Source organism: Isoptericola halotolerans (assembly GCF_003003075.1).
Lineage (GTDB): Bacteria > Actinomycetota > Actinomycetes > Actinomycetales > Cellulomonadaceae > Isoptericola > Isoptericola halotolerans_A.
Window position 1 is genome coordinate 175829 of record NZ_PVTX01000007.1, and the last position, 22306, is coordinate 198134.

Below are 22306 nucleotides of genomic sequence, written 5' to 3' on the forward strand. Positions count from 1 at the left end.
GAGACGTTCGGTGCCCGACCGTGATCATCCCGTGACCCGACCGAGACCTCGGCGCGACCGGTCAGCCGAGCAGCCCGTCGACGAACTGCTCCGGGTCGAACGGTGCCAGGTCGTCCGGCCCCTCACCGAGGCCGACCAGCTTGACCGGCACGCCGAGCTCGCGCTGCACCGCCACGACGATCCCGCCCTTGGCGGTGCCGTCCAGCTTGGTGAGCACGATGCCCGTCACACCGGCGACCTCGCCGAAGACCTTGGCCTGCTGCATACCGTTCTGCCCCGTGGTGGCGTCCAGCACCAGGAGGACCTCCCCGAGCGGCGCCTCGCGGGTGATCACCCGGCTGATCTTGCCGAGCTCGTCCATGAGGCCGGCCTTGTTCTGCAGCCGGCCGGCCGTGTCGACCAGCACGACGTCGACGTCGTCGCGCGAGCCCTTCGCCACGGCGTCGAACGCGACGGCCGCCGGGTCGGCGCCCTCGCGGTCCGAGCGCACCGTCTCCACGCCCACGCGGGCGCCCCAGGTGGTGAGCTGGTCCGCCGCGGCGGCCCGGAAGGTGTCGGCGGCACCCAGCACCACCGTGCGGCCCTCCGCGACGAGCACCCGGGCGAGCTTGCCCACGGTGGTGGTCTTGCCGGTGCCGTTGACGCCCACGACGAGGACGACGGCTGGCTTCGCCACGCCGTCGACGACCGGCCGGGTCGTGGCGATGGTCCGGTCCATGGTGGGGTCGACGACGTTCAGCAGCTCCGAACGCAGCAGCTCGCGCACCGCGGCCGGCTCGCGCACGCCCTCGACGCGCACCCGGGTGCGCAGCGCCTCGAGCAGCTCGCCCGCCGGCCCCGCCCCGATGTCCGCGAGCAGCAGCGTCTCCTCCAGCTCGTCCCAGTCGTCCTCGGTGAGGTCGGTGCGCGACAGGACGCTCAGCAGACGCGCGCCGAGCGGCGAGCCCGAGCGTGCGAGACGGTCGCGCAGCCGGACCATCCGCCCCGCGACGGGAGCGGGCGTCTCCAGCGCCGGGGCCGTGGGTGAGGTCTCCACCGGCGCGACGTCCGGTGGTGCGAGCGTGTCCTGCGGGGCCTCGTCCACGGCGGTCGGCGCGCCGTCGTCGCCCTTGCCGCGCCGGCGCAGCCGCGGGGCGACGAGCGCGGAGCCGACGCCCGCGAGGAGGACGACGCCGAGAACTATCCAGAGCCAGAGAAGATCATCAGTCACGGTCCCCAAGTCTCCCAGACCGTGCGGTGCCCCGTGCGTCGGCGCGGCGTGTCAGACGCCGCGCACGCCGGGGCCGCCGGCGCGCGGGGTGCCGTGGAACGGCGTGCTGACCCGCTCCTGGGCGCGCTGCAGCACGCCGGACAGCTCGTCGGCGTCCACGTAGGCGGGAGCGTCCTCGACGGTCGCCGCGAAGAAGGCGTCCATGTCGGTGTCGACCGGCTCGGGAGCGGCGGTCCGACGGCGGCGGCTCAGCCCGGCACGGAAGTCCCGCAGGAACGCGCGCACGCCACGGACGTCGTCGTCGTCGCGCTTCTCCATGACGTTCGCCACCAGGAACACGGCCGCGGCGACGAGCAGCGAGACGAGGATCCACACGACGAGGGCCATGGCAGCCATTGTCACCCCGCCTCCGCCGCTTCGCGCAGCCGCTGCGAGATGACGGTCGTCACACCGTCGCCGCGCATCGTGACGCCGTAGAGCGCGTCCGCGACCTCCATCGTGCGCTTCTGGTGCGTGATGACCACGAGCTGGGAGTCCTCCTGCAGCTCGCGGAAGATCTCGAGCAGGCGGCCCAGGTTGACGTCGTCGAGCGCGGCCTCGACCTCGTCCATGACGTAGAACGGGCTCGGGCGCGCCTTGAAGATCGACACGAGGAACGCCACCGCCGTCAGCGAGCGCTCCCCGCCCGACAGCAGCGACAGCCGCTTGACCTTCTTGCCGGCCGGGCGAGCCTCCACCTCGATGCCCGTGGTGAGCAGGTCGCCGGGCTCGGTCAGCACGAGCCGGCCCTCGCCGCCGGGGAACAGCCGCGCGAAGACCCGCTCGAACTGTGCCGCGGTGTCCTGGTACGCCTCGGCGAAGACCTGCTGGACCCGCTCGTCGATCTCGGCCACGATCTGCAGCAGGTCCTCGCGCGAGCCCTTGAGGTCCGCGAGCTGCTCGGTGAGGAACCGGTGGCGCTCCTCCAGCGCGGCGAACTCCTCCAGGGCGAGCGGGTTGACCGTGCCGATGCGCTTCAGCGCGCGCTCCGCCGCCGCGAGCCGCTTCTCCTGCTCGGCACGCACGTACGGCACGGGGTCGGGGTCCGGGTCGTCCTCGGCGGCGTCCGCAGGCCGGGGCACGGGTACCTCGCGGTGCGGGCCGAACTCCTCCACCAGGGACTCCGGCTCGGTCCCGAGCTCCTCGACCGCGCGGGCACGGAGCTGCTCGAACCGGGCCACCTGCTGCGCGCGGGCGACCTCGTCGCGGTGCGCCACGTCGGTCAGGTCGCGCAGCTCGCCGGACAACCGGTCCACGTCCGCCCGCACGGCGTCGACCTCGGCGCGCTGCTCCTCCCGCTCCGCCTCGGCCGCGGCCCGCTCGGCCGCGGCCCGCTCCGTCGAGCGGGCCAGTGCCTCGAGGGCCGTGGCGACGTCGCCCCGCACGCCGGCGGCGCGGTCGGCCTCGGCCGCCCGTCGCCGTGCCCGCGCGGCCGCCTGCTCCCGTGCCTGGCGTTCGCGCTCGGCGGCCCGAGCCAGCCCCTGGGCACGGCCCGAGACCGCGCGGGCACGTTCCTCGGCCGTCCGCAGCGTCAGCCGTGCCTCGGTCTCTTCCTGACGGGCGGCGCCGGCGGCGCGCTGGGCGACGTCCCGCGCCTCGGTGGCGGCGGCGATGTCCTCCTCGGACCGGGTCGGCTCGGCCTCGGCCACCTCCAGGCGGTGGACGAGGTCGTCGAGCGCGGCGGCATCCTGGTGCCGCCGCTCGGTCGCCTCCGCCAGGGCCGTCCGGTGGCGCTCGGCCTCGGCCTGCGCCCCGGTGCGGGCGGAACCCAGCGTCCCGAGCTGTTCGGCGACGGCCGCCATCGCCGCGTCGGACTCGTGCAGCCGGTCGAGCGTCTCGTCGTGGCGCGTCTGCGCCGCCTCGAGCGCGGCGCGGGCCCCGACCAGGTCCTCGCGTCCCTGCTCGCCCCGCGCGACGGCGTCGTCCAGTCCCGCACGGGCCTCCTCCAGCGCGCTGGTCAGGTGCAGCACGCTCGGTGCCGCGGCCGAGCCGCCCGACGCACGGGTCGCGGCGAGCAGGTCGCCGGCCCGGGTGACCGCCACGGTCGTGGGGTGCGCCGCGACCAGGGCACGGGCCTGCGCGAGGTCCTCCACCACGACGACGGCGGCGAGCAGGTGCCGGAGCGCCGCCGCCGCCGGCCCCGTGGCGGTCACGACGTCCACCCCGCGGCGCGCGCCGTCGGGCAGCGGGACCTCCGGCGGCGCGGGCGCGGCGCCGTCCGACCCGCCGACGACCAGTCCGGCGCGTCCGGCGTCGTCGTCGCGCAGGAGCCGCAGCGCGTCGACCGCCGCCCCGAGGCTCTCGACCGCGACGGCGTCGGCCAGCGGGCCGAGCGCGGCCGCGACGGCCTCCTCGTAGCCGGCCTCCACACCGAGGAGCGACGCCACCGAGCCGAGGACGCCGGCCGGGTCGGCGGCGAGCAGCGCGCCCGCGCCGTCCTTGCGGTCCAGGCTCAGGCTCAACGTCTCGACCCGCGCGGACCAGGTGGCGCGCTCCGTCTCGGCGGCGGCGACCCGCTCCTCGAGGCGTTCGACGGCGGAGCGCGCCTCCGTCAGCGCGGCGACCGCCCGCTCGTGGTCGGCGTCGAGGCCCTCCTCGCCGGCCTCGGCGCCCAGCACGTCGCGCTCGAGCTCGGCGAAGCGTGCCGCGGCCTCCTCCGCCCGGCGTTCCGCCGCGGCGAGGCCGGCCTGCACGCGCTCGATCTCGGCGTCGGCGGCCTCCACGCGGCTACGCCGGGCGGCGACCTGACCGGACAGGCGGGCGAGTCCCTCCCGTCGGTCGGCGGCGCCGCGCAGGAGGGTGGCGAGCTCCTTCTCGGCGGCCGCGGCCGCCGTCTCCGTGTCACCGCGGGCGGCGACGGCGCCCTCGAGCGCCGTCCGGGCGATCTCCACCTCACGCTCGAGCTCGGCCTCGGAGGCGCGGGCGCGTTCGGCCTGGGCCTCGAGCTCCTCGGGGTCCTGGCCGCGGTGCTCCGGCTCGGCGGTCCCGAGCAGCCGGACCCGCTCGTCGGCCAGCGAGGCCAGCCCTCGCAGGCGCTCCCGGACGGCCCCGAGCCCGTGGAACGTGTCGGTGGCCCGCGAGGCGGCCCTGGCCGAGGCGGCGGCCGCCACCTCCAGCCGGGCCAGGCGCTGCCGGGCGACGCCGAGAGCGTCCTCCGCGGCTCGGCGGCGCTCGGCGAGGGCCGCCTCGTCAGCACGCTCCTGCTCGAGCTGCGCGCCGAGCTGGGCGAGGTCGTCGGCCAGCAGCCGCGCCCGGGCGTCCCGCAGGTCGGACTGCACGGTGCGCGCCTTGCGGGCCGCCTCCGCCTGCCGGCCCAACGGCCCGAGCTGGCGGCGCAGCTCCGTGGTGAGGTCGGTGAGGCGGGCCAGGTTCCCGGCCATCGCCTCGAGCTTGCGCAGCGCCTTCTCCTTGCGCTTGCGGTGCTTGAGGACTCCCGCGGCCTCCTCGATGAAGCCTCGGCGCTCCTCCGGGGTGGCACGCAGCACCTGGTCGAGCTGCCCCTGGCCGACCACCACGTGCATCTCGCGGCCGATCCCCGAGTCGCTGAGGAGCTCCTGGATGTCCAGCAGCCGGCACGAGCTGCCGTTGATCGCGTACTCGGAGCCGCCGCTGCGGAACAGCGTGCGAGAGATCGTCACCTCGGTGTAGTCGATCGGCAGGGCACCGTCCGTGTTGTCGATGGTCAGCGACACCTCGGCCCGGCCCAGCGGCGGGCGCCCCGCGGTGCCGGCGAAGATGACGTCCTCCATCTTGCCGCCGCGCAGCGACTTGGCGCCCTGCTCGCCCATCACCCAGGACAGCGCGTCGACGACGTTCGACTTGCCGGAGCCGTTGGGGCCGACGACGCAGGTGATGCCGGGCTCCAGGCTCAGCGTCGTCGCCGAGGCGAACGACTTGAAGCCCCGGAGCGTCAGCGTCTTGAGGTGCACGTGGCCGAGGGTATCCGCCGCGACGCCCGATCCCGAGCACCCGGGGCGGCGTTCCCCGGAGCTGGTGGCGTCGGGAGCCGCGGCGGGCGGGAGGCCCGGCCGCCCGGGGCCCCGGGTGCCGCGGCCTCCCGCCCGCGGTGGAGGATCAGAAGGTCGGGAACCAGAGGGCGATCTCGCGCTCGGCGGACTCCGGGGAGTCGGAGCCGTGCACCAGGTTCTGCTGGACCTTCAGTCCCCAGTCCCGGCCGAGGTCGCCGCGGATGGTGCCGGGGGCGGCGACCGTCGGGTCGGTGGCACCGGCCAGCGAACGGAAGCCGGGGATGACGCCCTGCCCCTCGGCCACCACCGCGAGGACGGGGCCGGAGAGCATGAACTCCACGAGCGGGGCGTAGAACGGCTTGCCCTCGTGCTCGGCGTAGTGCTGGGCGAGGAGCTCGGGCGTGGCGTTCTTCAGCTCGACGGCCGTGAGCGTGTAGCCCTTGGCCTCGATGCGCCGCAGGATCTCACCGGACAGGCCGCGGCGGACGCCGTCGGGCTTGACGAGGACGAGGGTGCGCTCGGGCGCGGGCGTGGTTGCTTCGGTCATGGCCGTCACCCTATCGGCCGCGTCCGGCGGGCCGACCACGGACCTCAGAGGTTCGGGGCCGTCTCCGGATGGGACGCGTCGTACTCGGCGCGCTCCCGGTCGATCCGTCCGCCGAGCCGCAGCGAGACCACCCACATCGCGACGAAGACGGCCCCGACGACGAACATCATCGGCAGCAGCAGACCCATCGCGAGCACCGGGACCTGGGCGACCGACCCCGCCGCGTAGCCACCGGGACGCGCGACCATCCGCGACAGCAGGACGAGCACGAGGAAGAGCACGCCGGTGACCGTCCAGAGCGCGGCGGTGGACCCGAGGACCAGGGGCCCACGCTCGTAGGTCGAGTCCCGCAGCCCGTACAGCGCGAGGGCGGCGAACAGCACGGCGAAGGCCTCGAGCTGCAGCACCGTGGCGGCGAACTGCACCTTGGCAGGCTTGCGCGGCTTGATCGTGTCGCCCGGCCGGGGGCGATCGTCCTTCTTGCTCACCGTTCCACGATATCGGTCGGTGCGGCGTCGTGGTGCCCGACGGCGGCGCCCGCGGTCCCGACCGGCACCTCCGACCGCTCGGCCGCTCGCTCGCCGACCGCCTCCTGACGCGCCGCGACCTTGGCCGGGTCCTCGATCGCCTCGCCGCGCGCCACCATGCCGGCCACGTCGGACAGCTTGATCACCGGCAGGAACAGCGCGAGGACGAAGCCGACCAGCACCAGGGGCACCAGGTACCAGAACGACGGCGCCAGGGCGTCGGCGTAGGCGTCGACGACGCCGGAGTGCAGCGGCTCCGGAAGGGCGGCGACCATCGCCGGCGTGAGCCTCGCCTCCGCACCGGCCCCGACGTCGGGCGCCCCGGCGAACACCTGGCCGAGGTTGTCGGTGAGGCGCGAGGTGAAGATCGTGGTGAACAGGGCGACGCCCACGGAGGCGCCGACCTCGCGGAAGAAGTTGTTCGCGCTCGTCGCGGTACCGAGCTCGCTCGGGTCGACCGCGTTCTGCACCGCGAGCACCACGACCTGCATGACCAGGCCCATGCCGGCGCCCAGCGTGAAGATCATCGCGCCGAAGACCCACATGGAGGTGTCACCCGCGAGCGTGGTCAGCCACACCATGCCGACGGCGACGATCGCCAGGCCCGCGATCGGGTAGGCCTTGTACCGACCCGACTTCGCGACGGCGAAACCGGACACGATCGAGGTCAGCATGACGCCGACCATCATCGGCAGCATGAGCCAGCCGGACTCGGTGACGCCGGCACCGGTGGACATCTGCAGGAACGTCGGCAGCATCGCCATCGCGGAGAACAGCCCCATACCGAGCACGAGGCCGATCAGCGTGGTGATCGTGAAGGTCCGGTTCTTGAACAGGCGCAGCGGGATGAGCGGCTCGGCGGCACGGTTCTCGGCGAGCACGAACGCCCCGACCGCCGCCACGGTCAGCGCCACGAGGCCGAGCAGGCGGCCGTCGGTCCAGTCGTAGCCACCGTCCGCGAGGGACTCCCAGCTGGTGATGAGCACGATGCCCGTGGTGGCCACGGCCATGGAGACGATCCCGGCCCAGTCGACCGGTCGGGACGAACGGTGCGACGGCAGGCGCAGTGCGAACCATGCGATGGCGAAGGCCGCGAGCCCGACCGGGATGTTGATCCAGAACGCCCAGCGCCAGCCCGGGCCCTCGGTGAGCCAGCCGCCGAGCAGCGGCCCGAGCACGGCCGAGACGCCGAAGAGCGCGCCGAGCGGACCCATGTACTTGCCGCGCTCCGAGGCCGGCACGATGTCGGCGATGATCGACTGCGAGAGGATCATGAGTCCACCGCCGCCCAGACCCTGCACCGCTCGCCACGCGACGAGCGTCAGCATGGAGTCGGCCATGCCGGCTCCGGCGGAGGCCACGGTGAACAGCCCGATGGCGACGAGGAACGGCCAGCGCCGGCCGTACAGGTCGCCGAACTTGCCGTACAGGGGCATGCCGATGGCCACGGCCAGGATGTAGGCGGTGACGACCCAGCCCTGGTGGGCGACGCCGTCGAGCTCGCCCACGATGGTGGGCATCGCCGTCGAGACGATCGTCTGGTCCAGGGAGGACAGGAACATCGACGCCATGAGGGCGCCGAAGATCAGCCAGATCGTGCGCTGCGTCAGGACGACGAGCGGCTTGTCCGGCGCGGGGGCGGGGGCGTGGGCCATGGCGGAACCTCGTTCGGGGCGGAGTGCTGGCGGTGCGGGAGGAGCCGGGCGGGCCGGCAGGAGAGCGTGGGTCAGGCGTTGACGACGGCGGCGATCTTGGCGAGCGCGGCCGGCAGGTGCTCGGTCACGTCGCCCTGGCGGCCGCCGGCGTCCCAGTCGTCGAGCGCGGCGCGGACCAGGACGAAGACGACCATGGTGCACGTGGCCGGGTCGGTCGGCAGCGGCCGGCAGGCGTGCCGCTCGGTGAACAGGTCCTCGACCTGGTTCTTGTGCCGCTCGAACCAGGCGAAGTGGTGCGCGAGGAGCCGCGGCTCGGCCTGCATGAGCTCCAGGACGCGCGCGGGTGCGTGCGGGTCGGACCCGGCGACGGCCCCGAGCAGCGCTGCCGCCAGGACCTCGAGGTCGGCGGTGAGCCGTCCCGTCGGCCCGCCGGCGACGAACTCGCCGCGGAACCCGGCGTCGAGGTCGAACGACCCCTGGCCGAGCACGGCGTCGTCCTTGGACTCGAAGTAGTTGAAGAACGTGCGCGGGGAGATCCCGGCCGCCTCGGCGATCGCCTCGACGGTGACCGCGTCGAACCCGTGCGCGAGCACGAGACGCTGCGCGGCGTCCACGATGGCGTCGGCCCGGGCGCGCTTCTTGCGCGCCCGCAGGCCGATGTCGTCGACAGGGTTGGCGTTCACACCACAATCATGCACCCGCTGCAAGTTTGCACCAAGTGCAATGTTGCGTGGGCTACCTCACAGCTCGCCGAACCCGCCCTGCACCAGCCCGGCGACGACGGCGGCGGCGGCCTCCGCGTCGGGACCGCGCGCCGCGATCGTCACCACGTCACCCGCCGACGTCCCCAAGGACATGAGCTGCAGCACGCTGGTGGCGTCGGCGCCGTTGATCGTGACCGGCACGCCCAGATCGGCGACGGACCGGGCCACCACCGCGGCGGGTCGGGCGTGCAGACCGAGCGGGTTGCGCACCTCGACCGTCACGCTCACCTGGTCGGCATCGCCCGACGACGTCGGATCCGGCACCGGGATCGCCTCGCCCGACGCACGCGTCCCCACGACCGCCGGGCTGTCGGCCGTCCCGGACCCGGGGGCCTGGACCAGCTGGAGCACCGGCTCCGGACCGATGGACAGCACCGCCGACTCCGCGGCCTCGGCGACGGCGTCCAGGCCGGCGCCCTGCTGAGCCGTCACGGCCGCGGCGACCGCACCCTCGACGAACGGCGCGGAGACGAGTCGCACCCTGGGGGGCAGCTCGGGGTCCAGCTCGAGCGCGGACTCGACCGTCAGGACGGCGGAACCCAGGTCGGCCAGCACCACGACGCCGTCCACCGCCGCCAGCGCGGCGGACAGCGCGTCCTGGACCCGCGGCAACGACGTGCCCAGCCCGCCGTCGAGATCGCCGGCCGCGCACCGGAGCTCCACGTCCGGCGCCATCTGCCGGGCGAGCTCGGCCGTGCCGTCGGCGAGCATCGCCGAGTGCGCGACGAGGACCAGTCCGACGCTCACGCGCCGCGTCCCTCCGCGGCGGCGACGGCCGCCGCCAGGATGATCGCCGTCGAGCGCGCGCCCGGGTCCTGCGTGCCCGCGCTGCGCTCGGCCAGGTACGAGGCCCGGCCCTTCGTCGCCACGAGCGGGATGGTCGCCTCCGCCCCGCTCGCCGCCGCCGCGGCCGCCGCGCGCAGGACGTCGATCCCGTCCTCGGCGTCCTCGGCCTGCTCGGCGGCCTCCGCCGCGGGCTGCCAGGCGTCGACCATGGTCTTCTCCCCCACGGTGGCGCGGCCGCGCGCCACGATCCCCTCCAGCGCGGCCTCGACGAGCGCGACGACGCCGCTCGAGGGCAGGTCGGCGCGGTCGGTCACCTTGGACGCACGCAGCAGCGCCGTGCCGTAGAGCGGCCCGGCGGCCCCTCCCACCGTGGACATCATGGTGGTGGCGGCGAGGCGCAGCACCTGCCCGACCGTCTCCCGAGGTGCCTGGGCAGGGTCGTCCAGACGTTCGACGACGGCACTCAACCCACGATCCATGTTGACGCCGTGGTCCCCGTCGCCGATCCGCCGGTCGAGCTCGGTGAGCTCGTCCCGCGCGTCACGGACGTCCGCGGCGGCGGCGTGCATCCAGCGTTCGGCCCAGGCGACATCCAGCACGGTCACCACCGTAGCGCCGGTGTGTGCACCGGGGCGTCCCACAGCTCGGTCAGCTCGTCGTCGAGCCGCAGCACGGTGACCGACGCACCCTGCATCTCCAGCGAGGTCACGTAGCTGCCGACCAGGGAGCGCGCCACCTCGACGCCGCGCTCGGCGAGGAGGTCGTGGGCGCGCGCGTAGACGACATAGAGCTCGCTCAGCGGCGTGCCGCCCATCCCGTTGACGAACAGCAGCACCCGTTCGCCCGACGCCAGCTCCAGGTCCTCGGCGACCGGGTCCAGCAACCGCCGGGTGATGTCGTGCGCCCCGGACGCGGTCACGCGGTGCCTGCCCGGCTCACCGTGGATCCCGATGCCGATCTCGACCTCGTCGTCGGCCAGCTCGAAGCCCGGGCGGCCCACGTGCGGCACGGTGCACGCCGTCAGCGCGACCCCCATGGTGCGGACCCCGGCGACGACTCGCTCGGCCAGCGCAGCCACCGTCGCCAGGTCGTCACCGCGGGCGGCGGCCGCGCCGGCGATCTTCTCGACCGCGACCGTCCCGGCGACACCCCGGCGGCCCGCCGTGTACAGCGAGTCCTCGACCGCGACGTCGTCGTTGACGACGACGCTGGCGACCTCGATGCCCTCGGCCTCCACCAGCTCGACCCCGGTCTCGAAGTTCAGCACGTCGCCCGTGTAGTTCTTGACGATCGCGAGCACGCCCGCACCGCCGTCGGCCGCCTGCAGCGCGGCCGAGACCTGGTCCGGGGTCGGCGACGTGAACACCGCGCCCGGCACGGCCGCGTCGAGCATCCCGGCACCGACGAACCCGGCGTGCAACGGCTCGTGGCCGGAGCCACCACCGCTCACGACGGCGACGCGGCCCGGCGGCGTCCCGCCGGCGCGCAGCACGAACGTCGGGTCGAACCGCACCTCGACGGCGTCGGCGTGCGCGAGGGCGAACCCTCGCAACGAGTCGTCGACGGCCTGCGCCGGGTCGTCCAGCAGCTTCTTCATCACGGCCTCCCGAGCGGTTGTGTCCCTGTGACTCATACAACACCCGCCGGGCGGCCCGTGCAGTGCAGGGCGCCGTGCTGGGCCACGGTCCGGGTCCCCCTGGGTCGGTCCGGCCCGCCGCCTCAGCCGCGTCCGAGGAGCACGCGCGCGTCCGCGACGGTGATCACCGACCCCGTGACGACCACCCCGGTCCCGGTCCCGACCCCGACGACGTCGTCCGCCTCGGCCAGGTCCGTGGCGACCTGCAGCGCCGCGTCGAGCCGGTCGGCGGTGTGCACCCGGTCCTCGCCGAAGATCTCGCGCGCCACCTCGGCGAGGTCGTACGGGTCCGCCGAGCGCTCCGACGAGTTGCGCGTCAGCACCACGTGGGACAACGCGGGCTCCAGCGTGGCCAGGAGGCCCTCGGCGTCCTTGTCCGCCATGACCCCGACCACGCCGACCACGGCGCGCAGGCTGAACGACTCGTCCAGCGCCGCGACCAGGGCCTCGGCACCGTGCGGGTTGTGCGCGGCGTCGACGAGCACGGTGGGGCTGGAGCGCAACAGCTCGAGGCGTCCCGGCACCGCGACGTCGGCGAACGCGGTCTCCACGACTCCCCCGTCCAGCGCCCGGCCGCCGAGCATCTGCTCGACGGCGGCCAGGGCCAGCAGGGCGTTGTGCGCCTGGTGCGCGCCGTGCAGCGGCACGAACACGTCCGTGTACGTCGCCAGCGGTGTGCGGAGCGCGACCAGCTGGCCACCCACCGCGATGGCACGCGCGGCCACCTCCAGGTCGACGCCCTCGCGAACCAGGCGGGCCCGGACCTCGGCGGCCCGCTCGGCGAGCACCTCGTCGACCTCCGGTCGCTGCTCGGCCACGACGGCCGTCGCCCCGGTCTTGATGATCCCCGCCTTGACCACGGCGATCTCCGCGGGCGTCGACCCCAGCCACTTCTCGTGGTCGATGCTGATCGGGGTGATCACCGCGACCTCCGCGTCGACCGTGTTGGTGGTGTCCCAGGTACCGCCCATGCCCACCTCGAGCACCGCCACGTCGACGGGAGCGTCGGCGAACGCCGCGAACGCCAGGCCCGTGAGCACCTCGAAGAAGTTCAGCCGCGACTGGCCGGACTCCTCGAGCTCGGCGTCGACCACCTGCACGTAGGGGAAGACGTCCTCCCAGACCTCCACGAACCGTGCCGCGCTCAGCGGCTCGCCGTCGACGCAGATGCGCTCGGTGACGCTCGTCAGGTGCGGTGAGGTGAACAGCCCCGTGCGCAGCCCGTGCTCGCGCACGAGCCGCTCGGCCATCCGCGCCGTCGACGACTTGCCGTTGGTGCCCGTCAGGTGGATGGCCCGGAAGGAGCGCTGCGGGTCGCCGAGCAGCTCCAGGAGCCGGGCGACCCGGTCGATCGTCGGCGACACGTCGTGCTCCGGCGCCCGGGACACGATGTGGGCGTAGACGCGTTCCAGGTCCTCGCGCGCGGCGGCGTCCTCCGCCACGGCCCGGGCCGCCTTGCGGTCGGCCGCCTTCGCCTTCTTCGCGTCGTTCTTGCCGCCGTCGCTCATGCGTCTCCCTCGTGCTTCGTGACGTGGACGGAACGAGCGGTGCCCTCGGCACCGGTCACCGTCAGGCTGGCGGCCAGCGTCTCGCGCACGACCAGCTCCCGGTGCGCCTCGACGTCGGCCACGTGCTCCGGCGGGACGTCGAGCGTGAGATCGATGCGGTCGCTCACCTCGAGCCCGGCGGCCTTGCGGGCGTCCTGCACGTCGCGGACGACGTCGCGGGCATACCCCTCGGCGCGCAGCGCGTCGTCGAGCGCCAGGTCCAGGACGACGAACCCGCCGCCCGGGAGCACGCTCGCCGCCACGTCCTGGCCCGCCGCGTCGCCGACGACGGTGGTCAGCTCGTACTCCGGTGCGAGCAGGGCGACCTCGCCGTCGTCGGTCGTGACGACCACCGCGCCGTCGGCGTCCTTGTGCCAGGCGCCTGCCTTGGCCGCCCGGATGACGACCTGCACGCCCCGGCCCAGGCGCGGGCCCGCGGCCCGGGCGTTCACCGCGAGCCGCTCGGTGATCCCGAACCGCTCGGACGCCTCGGCGTCCGCCTGCACCAGGTCCACCGCCTTGACGTTGAGCTCCGAGGCGAGCAGGCCGGCGTAGTCCGCGAGCGCCGCCGGGTCCGGGACCGCCACCGTGAGCCGGGCCAGCGGCTGGCGCACCCGCAGCTGGTTCGCCTTGCGCAGCGCGAGCGTCGTCGACACGACGGCTCGCACCTCGTCCATCGCGGCGACCAGTGCGTCGTCGGCGACGAGGGCCGGGGTGTTCCGCGCGGTGGGCCAGTCGGCCAGGTGGACGGAGCGCCCGCCGGTCAGGCCCCGCCAGATCTCCTCGGTCAGCAGCGGCGCGAGCGGCGCCATGACGCGGCACAGCACCTCGAGCGCGGTGTACAGCGTGTCGAAGGCGTCGGCGTCCTCGGCCCAGAAGCGGTCCCGCTGGGTGCGCACGTACCAGTTGGTCAGGACGTCCAGGTGCTCGCGCACGGACTCGCACGCCCCGGAGATGTCGTAGGCGTCGAGCTGGCCGGTGACCGTCTCCACGAGGTCGTGCGTGCGGGCCAGCAGGTAGCGGTCGAGCGCCGGCAGCCCGGCCGCTCGCTCGGGCTCCACGGGCTTGGCGGCGTAGCCGGCCGAATCGCCGGTGCCGCCCGCGCTGTTCGCGTACAGGGTGAAGAAGTAGTAGGTGCTCCACAGCGGCAGCAGCACCTGCCGGACGGCGTCGCGGATGCCGTCCTCCGTCACGACGAGGTTCCCGCCGCGCAGGATCGGCGAGGCCATGAGGAACCACCGCATGGCGTCGGACCCGTCGCGGTCGAAGACCTCCGAGACGTCCGGGTAGTTGCGCAGCGACTTGCTCATCTTGCGCCCGTCGGAACCCAGCACGATGCCGTGCGAGACGGCGGTGCGGAACGCCGGCCGGTCGAACAGCGCGGTGGCCAGGACGTGGAGCGTGTAGAACCAGCCGCGGGTCTGGCCGATGTACTCCACGATGAAGTCGCCCGGGTAGTGGTGCTCGAACCACTCCCGGTTGTCGAACGGGTAGTGCACCTGCGCGTAGGGCATGGAGCCGGAGTCGAACCAGACGTCGAGGACGTCCTCGACGCGGCGCATCGTGGACCGGCCGGTCGGGTCGTCGGGGTTGGGGCGCGTGAGGTCGTCGACGAACGGCCGGTGCAGATCCGGCTCGCCGGCGGCGTTGCGCGGCAGGCGGCCGAAGTCGCGCTCGATCTCGGCGAACGAGCCGTAGACGTCGGTGCGCGGGTAGGCGGGGTCGTCGCTCTGCCACACCGGCACCGGGGAGCCCCAGAACCGGTTGCGGGTGATCGACCAGTCGCGCGCGTTCTCCAGCCACCGGCCGAACTGGCCGTGCTGGATGTGGTCCGGCGTCCAGGAGATCTGCTCGTTGAGCTCGAGCATCCGGTCCTTGACCTTGGTGACCTCCACGAACCACGAGGACACGCCCATGTACATCAGCGGCTGGCGGCAGCGCCAGCAGTGCGGGTACGAGTGGTCGTACGACTCGCGCCGCAGCAGCACGGTGCCCGAGGTGACCGAGCCGGCGTCCACCTCGCCACGGGTGCGCGCCTTGAGGTGGTCGATGATCGGCAGGTTGGCGTCGAAGACCTGCAGCCCGGCGTACTCGTCGACGGGGTGCGTGAACTTCCCGTCCGCCCCGACGGGCATGACGGAGGCGACACCCTCGCGGTCGCAGACGATCTTGTCGTCCTCGCCGAAGGCGCCGGCGGAGTGCACCAGCCCCGTGCCGTCGGTGGTGGTGACGAAGTCCGCCGCCACGACGCGGTGCGCGCGCTCTCGGCCCTCGTAGTAGGAGAACGGCGGGCGGTAGGCGGCCTCGAGGAGGTCCGCACCCGTGAGCCGCCCGACGACGCGCGGCTCCTCGGCACCCTCGTCGGTCAGCTCGCGGGCGTAGTGGCCCAGTCGCGCCTCGGCGAGGACGTATCGCTCCGTCGAACCGCTGAACGCCGACTCCACGACGACGTAGTCGATGTCCTCGCCGACCATGACCAGCAGGTTGGAGGGCAGCGTCCACGGGGTGGTGGTCCACACGAGCAGCTTGTCGCCGGGGCGCACGACGTCCGTGCCGTCGTCGGGCACCGACGTGACCTCGAAGCCCACCGTGACCGCCGGGTCCTGGCGGTTCTGGTAGACGTCGTCGTCCATGCGCAGCTCGTGGTTGCTCAGGGGCGTCTGGTCGTTCCAGCAGTACGGCAGCACGCGGAAGTCCGAGTACACCAGGCCCTTGCGGTAGAGCTCGGCGAACGCCCACATGACCGACTCCATGTAGGTCGCGTCGAGGGTCTTGTAGTCGCCGTCGAAGTCCACCCACCGCGCCTGGCGGGTCACGTACTCACGCCATTCCGAGGTGTACTTCAGCACCGAGGTGCGGCACGCGTCGTTGAACTTCTCGATGCCCAGCTCGAGGATCTCGTCCTTGGTCTTGATGCCGAGCTGGCTCATCGCCTCGAGCTCGGCGGGCAGGCCGTGGGTGTCCCACCCGAACCGGCGCTCGACGCGCCTGCCGCGCATCGTCTGGTAGCGCGGCACCACGTCCTTCGCGTACCCGGTCAGCAGGTGGCCGTAGTGCGGAAGGCCGTTGGCGAACGGCGGGCCGTCGTAGAAGACGAACTCGTTCTCGCCGTCCGTGCCGGCGTCGTTCTTGGCCACCGAGGCCCGGAACGTGTCGTCGGACGCCCAGTAGGCCAGCACCTCCTGCTCGATCTCGGGCAGGCGCGGCGAGGCGGGGATGCCGAACGCCGCGCCGGGCGCGCTGCCGGACGAGGGGACCGAGTGGTGCAACGGATAGGCCATGGGTGGGCTCCTGGACAAGCGACGGGTGGTACGACGACGGCACTGCTGCACGAGGACGACGTCGGCCCGCTCGCGCGCCCGTTCCCGGACGCCGCGCGTGCCGTGCCGCGGTACCACCCCGCTTGCGGACCCCTCACGAAGATCGAGGTCCGCCGCTCCTTGACGGCTGTGACGGGCCTACCCGTCCGGTTCTACTGGGAGCGACGAGTCGCTCGGTTCTTCCGGAGGCTCACCGGTGATGGCCGGGTCGATGCCTGTGATCCGATGATAGCGAGCCGCGCAAGCCACCGTGGTCAGCGACTCCCGACCAGGCCTGCCGCCCCGGCGCCGGTCAGCTCGCCCGTGCCCACGGGTCGTCCGGCGACCGCGAGGAGCAACGAGACGGCGCTGCCTCGGACCGGTGCTCCCGCGCCGATGCTCCGGCCCCCGTCCACGGGCACCAGCTGCCGGCCCGCCACACGCTCTCTGCCGCCGCCCAGTCCTGCACCGGTGCGCGCGAGATGCTCCAACGCCGTCAGCACGTGCTCCGGCGGGTAGGTGGTCCCGATCCCGAGCGGTCTCCGGATGTCCTCGCCGTGGACGTAGGCCTCCACGAGCCGTGTCACCAGGGGGCCGGGAGGTGTGTCGGTCCGGTCGACCACCGCGCGGAACGCCTCCAGGGTGGCCCACGGATCCGCCGCTCGGTGCCGCGCCACCCCGTGGGCGTTCATCCGGTCGAAGTCGAACCGAGCGGCGACCATCTTGCGCAGGAACCCTCGCCGCGTCGTGGTCGCGGAGTCGATGAGGTGCGCCAGGACGTCGTGCACCGACCATCCCGGGCACAGCGACGGCGTCTGCCACTGGTCCGGCGCCAGTGCCTCGAGATGACGGACGAGCTCACGACGTTCCGCGTGGACGGCGTCCCAGAGGGTTGTTCGGGTGTTCATCGGCGACCTCCTGCGATCGGGTCGGCCGCGCCCGGCCGGCAGCGGCTGCGCCAGGGCAGACCGGGAGTCGTCAGCGATCTCATCGGACCGCGGTCGACTCCCCGGACGACGGTGTCCTGCCAGGTGACAGCGAGTTCCTGCCGATCGCTCGCCCGGCAGGCCGAGCGAGCGCACGATCGTCGTAGTGTCTGAGCGACACCCCACGACGCGAGGAGCCTCGATGGCCGACGACACCGACACCGCGCCCGGCGGTCCTCCCGACGCCGCGACCGCTGCGGACCCGCAGCAGCGCCGGACGGTGCTCGTCCTCGTCCTCGCCCAGGTCCTCTCCGGCGCCGGGCTCGCTGCCGGCGTCACCGTCGGAGCGCTCCTCGCCGCCGAGATGCTCGCCACCACCGCCTACGCCGGCCTGCCCGCCGCCCTGTTCACGGCAGGGTCCGCCGCGGCGGCGCTGGTCGTCGGGCGGCTCTCGCAACGGTGGGGCCGCCGCGCAGGCCTCACGTTCGGCTACCTCACCGGGGCCGTCGGAGCGGCCGGCGTGGTCGTCGCCGCCGTGCTCGACGACGTCGTGCTGCTCTTCGTCGCCTTCGCCGTCTACGGCGCCGGCACCGCGACGAACCTGCAGGCCCGGTACGCGGGCGCGGACCTCGCCGCGCCCCGGCACCGCGGCCGGGCCGTGAGCACCGTGCTGGTCGCGACCACGGTGGGGGCTGTGGCAGGCCCCAACCTGGTCGGCGTCATGGGCGACCTCGCGGCCGGCTGGGGCATCCCGCCGCTCGCCGGGCCGTTCCTCCTCGGCGGGGCCGCGTACGCAGCGGCGGGCGTCGTGCTGTGGGTGCTCCTGCGACCCGACCCGCTGCTCCTCGCCCGGGAACGCGCCGAGCAGGCCGAGCCCCGTCCGGAGGCGGCGCCGGCCCGGACCTCGGTCTCCTCGACGGCGCAGACGGCGGCACCGGCGACATCGGCGACGACGCTCGCTCCCCCGCCGCAGGTGGCCGAGCCGACCGATCGGCAGGTGAGCCGCACCGTGCTGCTCGCCGGCACCATCATGGTGCTGACCCAGGGCGTCATGGTCGCCATCATGACGATGACCCCCATCCACATGGAGCAGCACGGGCACGCCGTGGCCACCGCCGGGTTCGTCATCGCCGTGCACGTCGGGATGATGTACCTGCCGTCACCGCTGTCGGGGTGGCTCACCGACCGGTTCGGTCCGGTGCGGGTCGCCGTGGCCGCCGCTGCCACGCTGCTCGCGGCCGGCCTGGTCTCGGCGCTGGTGCCGCCGTCGTCGGTAGCCGGTCTCGCCGTGGGGCTCGGTCTGCTGGGGCTCGGTTGGAGCCTCGGGCTGGTCTCGGGCACCGCTCTGCTGACGACGTCGGTCCCGCTGGCGACCCGGGCACGCACGCAGGGATCGGTCGACCTGGCCGTCGCGCTGGCGGGCGCCGCCGGCGGGCTCGGGTCGGGGTTCGTCGTCGCGTCGTCGAGCTACGCGGCTCTGGCGCTCGGCGGCGGGGCGCTCGCTCTGCTCGTGCTGCCGGTCATCGCGTTCGCCGCCCGAGCCCCAGCACGCCGAACGTCCCGATCCGCACCGGAATAGCGCCGCAAAGCGGTCCGGAACGACACGTTCGGCGGTCAGACGCCGGTGCGGGCGATCTTGGAGTTGTGCACCTGCGCGCGGGGGCGGATCACCATGAGGTCCAGGTTGACGTGCGGCGGCCGGGTCAGGGCGTACCCGATCGCGTCGGCGACGTCGTCGGCCACCAGCGGCTGGTAGCCCTCGTAGACGGCCGCGGCCTTCTCGGCGTCGCCGTCGAACCGCACCAGCGAGAACTCCTCCGTGGCGACCGCGCCGGGGGCGATCTCCACCACGCGGACCGGCTCGCCGGCGAGCTCCCAGCGGAGCGTCGTCGAGAGCATCCGCTCGCCGTGCTTCGCCGCGGTGTACCCGGCGCCGCCCTCGTAGGCGCCGTGCGCGGCGGTCGAGGTCACGACGACGAGGTCCGCGCCCGGGCCGTGTGCGCCTCCTCCCCGCTCGGCCGAGGTGCGCAGCAGCGGCAGCACGGCCTTCGTGACACGCAACGTGCCGAGCACGTTGAGCTCGTACATCTGCCGCCACTGGTCCAGGTCGGCGTCCTCGACCCGGTCGAGGCCGAACGCGCCACCGGCGTTGTTCACCACGCCGTCGAGCCCGCCCGTCGCGGTCAGGTGCTCGACCAGGCCCGCGACGGCGTCGTCGTCGGTGACGTCGAGCGGGAAGGCCTCGGCGCCGGTCTCGGCCGCGAGCGCCTCCAACCGGTCGGCACGGCGGGCCGCGGCGACGACGTCGAACCCTTCGGTCCGGAGCCGGCGGACGGTGGCGGCACCGATGCCGGACGATGCTCCGGTGACCAGGACGCGGCGGGGTGTCGCGGTGGGGGTGCTGGTGGTACTCATCGTGGTGCTCCTCGGTTCTCGGTCGGGACGGCAGGTCCGCGGCGACGTCGCGCAACACTCCGGCGAGGATCGCCAGGCCCGCACGTGCCTCATCATCGGTGATCGTCCGCGGCGATATGGTCGCACCGTGACCGTGACCCAGGCGCTGCTGGCCTTCGCTCTCGTGGCAGGACTACTGACCATCATCCCCGGGATGGACACCGCGCTCGTGCTGCGCAGCACGCTGACGCGTTCGCGCCGGCACGGCTTCGCCGCACTCGGCGGCATCCAGGTCGGCACCCTGCTCTGGGGGGCCGCCGCGGCTGGTGGAGCGGCGGCGCTGCTCGCCGCGAGTCAGACGGCGTACCGCGTCCTGACGATCGCCGGCGCCGTCTACCTCGGGTGGATGGGCGTGTCGATGATCGCGGCCTCTCTGCACCGGCGCGTCGAGCGCGCTGACGTCGAGACACCCCCATCCGCGTCGGGTCGATGGCGGGACTTCGGTCTGGGCCTGGGCACGAACCTGATGAACCCCAAGGTCGGTGTCTTCTACGTGGCGGCTATCCCGCAGTTCACACCTGCCGGGGTGAACCCGTTGCTCATGGGCCTGCTGCTCGCCACAGTGCACTGCGTGCTCGGCACGCTCTGGCTGTCGGCGGTCCTGCTCGGGGCCGGGGTCGCCGGGCCACGTCTGCGACGCTCGGGCGCCGTGCGCTGGCTCGACCGGATCACTGGAGGGCTGCTCGTCGCCTTCGGTGCCCGGCTCGCGTTCGAGGCGCGCGCCTGACGTGCCGCCCTCGTCCAGGGCGAGGTCAGTCGACCGAGACCCCGACGGTGTGCCAGCCGGTCGCCCCGTCCGGGGCCGGCGGCGCCTCGTCGCTGGTCTGGACCTGACCGTCCGCGCCGATGGCACGCACCGCGATCGTGTGCCCGCCGACCGGGGCGTCCCACACGTACCGCCACTGGCGCCAGGTGTCGGGCCCGACGGTCTCGGCGAGCTGTGCGGGCTGCCAGGGACCGGCGTCCACGCTCACCTCGACGGCGTCGATCCCGATGTGCTGCGCCCAGGCCACTCCCGCCACGACCACCTCGCCGGCGTCGACCGAGCCTGATCGGGGCACGTCGATCCGGGACTGCAGCTTCACGGGGCCGCGGGCGGACCAGCCGCGGGGCGTCCAGTAGCCCTCGTCGTCGGCGAAGCGGGTGACCTTCAGCTCGGTGACCCACTTGGTCGCCGACACGTAGCCGTACAGGCCCGGCACCACGAGCCGTGCCGGGAAGCCGTGCTGCTCGGGCAGGGGCTCGCCGTTCATGCCGATGGCGAGCAGCGACTCCCGGTCCGGGTCGGTGAGGATCTCGAGCGGCGTGCCGGCGGTCCAGCCGTCGACGCTGGTGGACAGCACCATGTCCGCGCCCGCCTGCGGCCTGGCCCGGGCCAGGAGCTCCCGGATCGGGTAGCCGAGCCACAGCGCGTTGCCGATCAGGTCCCCGCCCACGGGGTTGGAGACGCAGGCCAGCGTCACGTGGTGCTCGGTCATCGGCAGCTCGAGCAGCTCGTCCCAGGTGAGCTCGAACGGTTCGTCCACCAGGCCGGTGACCCGCAACGACCACTCGGCCGGGTCGACGGCGGGCACCCGCAGCGCGGTGTCGATGCGGTAGAAGTTGTCGTTCGGGCTGATGTACGGCTCGGCGCCCGGAACCTCCAGGTCGGCGCCGGGCGGGACCGGCGGCGCGGGGCTCGCCGGCGCCGGCAGCCGGATCGCCTCGCGGACCACCTCGACGGCTCGGCTCCCGGCGGACACCGCCCGTGACGCCACGACGGCCACGACCGCGCCCGCCGCCGCGATGCCGGACCAGGCGAGGAAGGTCCGGCGCGACGCCGCGCCGTCGGGCACGGGTGCGGTCGCTGCTGGTGCGGTCGTTGCTGGTGCAGCGGCCGCGGGGTCGGCGCGCCGGGCGGGCACCCGGGCCACGAGCAGACGCAGCAGGACGACCGCGGCCCCCACACCGATCACGCTGGGGAGCATCCAGGCCGCCGTGGCGCCGGGCCGGTTCATCGCCACGAGCGCCAGGACCAGGCCCACGGCACCCAGCAGCACGGCGCCCGACGGCGGCACCCGCCGCTCGAGCCATCCGGCCAGAGCGGCACCGGCCGCCAGCACGGCACCCATCGAGGCGAGCAGGACCGCCTTGTCCGCCGTGCCGAACCACTCCACGGCGAAGTCCTTCAACCAGGGCGGCACGACGTCGATGAAGGCCCCTCCGAGCGCGAGCACCGGCGAGGAGGCGGGGTCCACGAACGCGGCGACGAGCTCGGCCAGCGCGAGTCCGGCTCCGGCCGCCACGATCCCTGCGAGGGCGGCCCACCAGCCGCCGAGGTCCCTGCTGCTCATGGGGCCACTCTTCCACCGTGGGGCCCGCGCACCACGCGGACGGCGCCGGGGAGCGCGATCCGTCACCGGCTCGTAAGGACCGCTCAGGCGGAGGCGAGCCGGGGCAGCTCGATGGCCGGGCAGCGGTCCATCACCATGTCGAGCCCGGCCGCGCGCACGCGGTCGGCGGCGTCGTGGTCGATGACCCCGAGCTGGAACCAGACGGCCCGGGCACCGATCTCGACGGCCTGGTCGGCGACGTCGCCCGCGAGCTCGGAGCGCACGAAGACGTCCACGACGTCGACCGGGAAGGGGATCTCCGCCAGGCTCGCGTAGCCCTGCTCACCGTGCACCGTCGGCGCCGAGGGGTGCACGGGCACGATCCGCTTGCCGTGCTGCTGCAGGACGCGCGCCACCCCGTACGCGGCACGCGAGGTGTTGGTGGACAGGCCGACGACGGCCCACGTGGTGGTGTCCTCCAGGACCCGCCGGACCGTGCCGTCGCTCTGCGAGGATCGCGAAGTGGTCATGACGGTGCCAACCCGGCGGCGAGGTCGCGTGTTCCCCCGGGGGTCCCGGACGACCCGGACGTTGTCATAGGCTGGTGGGGCGGACCACGGGCACCAGTGACTAGCC

18 protein-coding genes are annotated in these 22306 nt (G+C 73.9%); 2 read left to right on the plus strand and 16 right to left on the minus strand.

Features of this window, described 5'->3' with window-relative positions:
- Positions 1-61 precede the first annotated feature (61 nt).
- The 13 genes from ftsY to BCL65_RS11605 all read right to left on the minus strand — a co-directional run bounded on the left by ftsY (position 62) and on the right by BCL65_RS11605 (position 16886).
- Positions 62-1210, minus strand: a complete 1149-nt coding sequence (ftsY, locus tag BCL65_RS11545) for a signal recognition particle-docking protein FtsY (RefSeq protein ID WP_106268150.1) — start codon at positions 1208-1210, stop codon at positions 62-64.
- A 51-nt stretch (positions 1211-1261) separates the two neighbouring features.
- Complete coding sequence (locus BCL65_RS11550; protein ID WP_125206535.1) at positions 1262-1597, minus strand: hypothetical protein; 336 nt, start codon at positions 1595-1597, stop codon at positions 1262-1264.
- A gap of 11 nt (positions 1598-1608) precedes the next feature.
- Positions 1609-5178: a chromosome segregation protein SMC gene (gene smc / locus BCL65_RS11555; protein WP_106268154.1), complete on the minus strand. Its 3570-nt coding sequence runs from the start codon at positions 5176-5178 to the stop codon at positions 1609-1611.
- A 145-nt stretch (positions 5179-5323) separates the two neighbouring features.
- Positions 5324-5764: a nucleoside-diphosphate kinase gene (ndk, locus tag BCL65_RS11560; RefSeq protein ID WP_106268314.1), complete on the minus strand. Its 441-nt coding sequence runs from the start codon at positions 5762-5764 to the stop codon at positions 5324-5326.
- 44 nt (positions 5765-5808) lie between these two features.
- Complete coding sequence (locus tag BCL65_RS11565) at positions 5809-6252, minus strand: DUF4233 domain-containing protein (protein WP_243401018.1); 444 nt, start codon at positions 6250-6252, stop codon at positions 5809-5811.
- The gene (locus BCL65_RS11570; protein WP_106268156.1) at positions 6249-7946 is read right to left on the minus strand and encodes an MDR family MFS transporter; all 1698 of its coding nucleotides are present in this window, start codon (positions 7944-7946) and stop codon (positions 6249-6251) included. The genes BCL65_RS11565 and BCL65_RS11570 overlap by 4 nt, the downstream gene beginning before the upstream one ends.
- Positions 7947-8017: 71 nt before the next feature.
- Positions 8018-8629: a TetR/AcrR family transcriptional regulator gene (locus BCL65_RS11575; protein WP_243401019.1), complete on the minus strand. Its 612-nt coding sequence runs from the start codon at positions 8627-8629 to the stop codon at positions 8018-8020.
- 57 nt (positions 8630-8686) lie between these two features.
- Positions 8687-9457, minus strand: a complete 771-nt coding sequence (gene dhaM, locus BCL65_RS11580) for a dihydroxyacetone kinase phosphoryl donor subunit DhaM (RefSeq protein ID WP_106268160.1) — start codon at positions 9455-9457, stop codon at positions 8687-8689.
- On the minus strand, positions 9454-10065 hold the full coding sequence (dhaL, locus tag BCL65_RS11585; RefSeq protein WP_106268318.1) for a dihydroxyacetone kinase subunit DhaL: 612 nt from the start codon (positions 10063-10065) through the stop codon (positions 9454-9456). Before dhaL ends, dhaM begins: the two co-directional genes overlap by 4 nt.
- 32 nt (positions 10066-10097) lie before the next feature.
- Complete coding sequence (dhaK, locus tag BCL65_RS11590; protein ID WP_106268162.1) at positions 10098-11093, minus strand: dihydroxyacetone kinase subunit DhaK; 996 nt, start codon at positions 11091-11093, stop codon at positions 10098-10100.
- 122 nt (positions 11094-11215) lie between these two features.
- Positions 11216-12640: a bifunctional folylpolyglutamate synthase/dihydrofolate synthase gene (locus BCL65_RS11595; RefSeq protein WP_106268164.1), complete on the minus strand. Its 1425-nt coding sequence runs from the start codon at positions 12638-12640 to the stop codon at positions 11216-11218.
- Complete coding sequence (ileS, locus tag BCL65_RS11600) at positions 12637-15960, minus strand: isoleucine--tRNA ligase (protein WP_106268166.1); 3324 nt, start codon at positions 15958-15960, stop codon at positions 12637-12639. Before ileS ends, BCL65_RS11595 begins: the two co-directional genes overlap by 4 nt.
- A 293-nt stretch (positions 15961-16253) precedes the next feature.
- Entirely contained in the window at positions 16254-16886 is a 633-nt protein-coding gene (locus BCL65_RS11605) for a maleylpyruvate isomerase family mycothiol-dependent enzyme (RefSeq protein ID WP_106268168.1), read from the minus strand.
- Positions 16887-17106: 220 nt separating this feature from the next.
- Between BCL65_RS11605 and BCL65_RS11610 the strand changes: the two genes are divergently transcribed.
- On the plus strand, positions 17107-18483 hold the full coding sequence (locus BCL65_RS11610) for an MFS transporter (protein ID WP_106268170.1): 1377 nt from the start codon (positions 17107-17109) through the stop codon (positions 18481-18483).
- A 35-nt stretch (positions 18484-18518) separates the two neighbouring features.
- On the opposite strand, the gene BCL65_RS11615 is transcribed toward BCL65_RS11610, so the two are convergent.
- Positions 18519-19319: an SDR family oxidoreductase gene (locus tag BCL65_RS11615; protein WP_106268172.1), complete on the minus strand. Its 801-nt coding sequence runs from the start codon at positions 19317-19319 to the stop codon at positions 18519-18521.
- 127 nt (positions 19320-19446) lie between these two features.
- Between BCL65_RS11615 and BCL65_RS11620 the strand changes: the two genes are divergently transcribed.
- Positions 19447-20085, plus strand: coding sequence for a LysE family translocator (locus BCL65_RS11620; RefSeq protein ID WP_106268320.1), 639 nt, complete (start codon positions 19447-19449; stop codon positions 20083-20085).
- 25 nt (positions 20086-20110) lie between these two features.
- Here the strand turns inward: BCL65_RS11620 and BCL65_RS11625 are convergent, their stop codons facing one another.
- Positions 20111-21691: a molybdopterin-dependent oxidoreductase gene (locus BCL65_RS11625; RefSeq protein WP_106268173.1), complete on the minus strand. Its 1581-nt coding sequence runs from the start codon at positions 21689-21691 to the stop codon at positions 20111-20113.
- Between the two features lie 83 nt (positions 21692-21774).
- Positions 21775-22200 carry a CoA-binding protein gene (locus BCL65_RS11630; RefSeq protein ID WP_106268175.1) on the minus strand — a complete coding sequence of 142 codons (426 nt, stop codon included), beginning with the start codon at positions 22198-22200 and terminating at the stop codon, positions 21775-21777.
- Positions 22201-22306 lie beyond the last annotated feature (106 nt).

Excerpts from the sequence above, each read along its gene's own strand:
- BCL65_RS11550 (WP_125206535.1), bottom strand. The coding sequence starts at position 1,597 with ATGGCCCTCGTCGTGTGGATCCTCGTCTCGCTGCTCGTCGCCGCGGCC.
- BCL65_RS11595 (WP_106268164.1), bottom strand. The coding sequence starts at position 12,640 with ATGAGCGACGGCGGCAAGAACGACGCGAAGAAGGCGAAGGCGGCCGAC.
- BCL65_RS11625 (WP_106268173.1), bottom strand. The coding sequence starts at position 21,691 with ATGAGCAGCAGGGACCTCGGCGGCTGGTGGGCCGCCCTCGCAGGGATC.
- BCL65_RS11615 (WP_106268172.1), bottom strand. The coding sequence starts at position 19,319 with ATGAGTACCACCAGCACCCCCACCGCGACACCCCGCCGCGTCCTGGTC.
- dhaK (WP_106268162.1), bottom strand. The coding sequence starts at position 11,093 with ATGAAGAAGCTGCTGGACGACCCGGCGCAGGCCGTCGACGACTCGTTG.
- BCL65_RS11570 (WP_106268156.1), bottom strand. The coding sequence starts at position 7,946 with ATGGCCCACGCCCCCGCCCCCGCGCCGGACAAGCCGCTCGTCGTCCTG.
- ndk (WP_106268314.1), bottom strand. The coding sequence starts at position 5,764 with ATGACCGAAGCAACCACGCCCGCGCCCGAGCGCACCCTCGTCCTCGTC.
- BCL65_RS11630 (WP_106268175.1), bottom strand. The coding sequence starts at position 22,200 with ATGACCACTTCGCGATCCTCGCAGAGCGACGGCACGGTCCGGCGGGTC.
- dhaL (WP_106268318.1), bottom strand. The coding sequence starts at position 10,065 with ATGCACGCCGCCGCCGCGGACGTCCGTGACGCGCGGGACGAGCTCACC.
- BCL65_RS11605 (WP_106268168.1), bottom strand. The coding sequence starts at position 16,886 with ATGAACACCCGAACAACCCTCTGGGACGCCGTCCACGCGGAACGTCGT.
- ileS (WP_106268166.1), bottom strand. The coding sequence starts at position 15,960 with ATGGCCTATCCGTTGCACCACTCGGTCCCCTCGTCCGGCAGCGCGCCC.
- BCL65_RS11610 (WP_106268170.1), top strand. The coding sequence starts at position 17,107 with ATGGCCGACGACACCGACACCGCGCCCGGCGGTCCTCCCGACGCCGCG.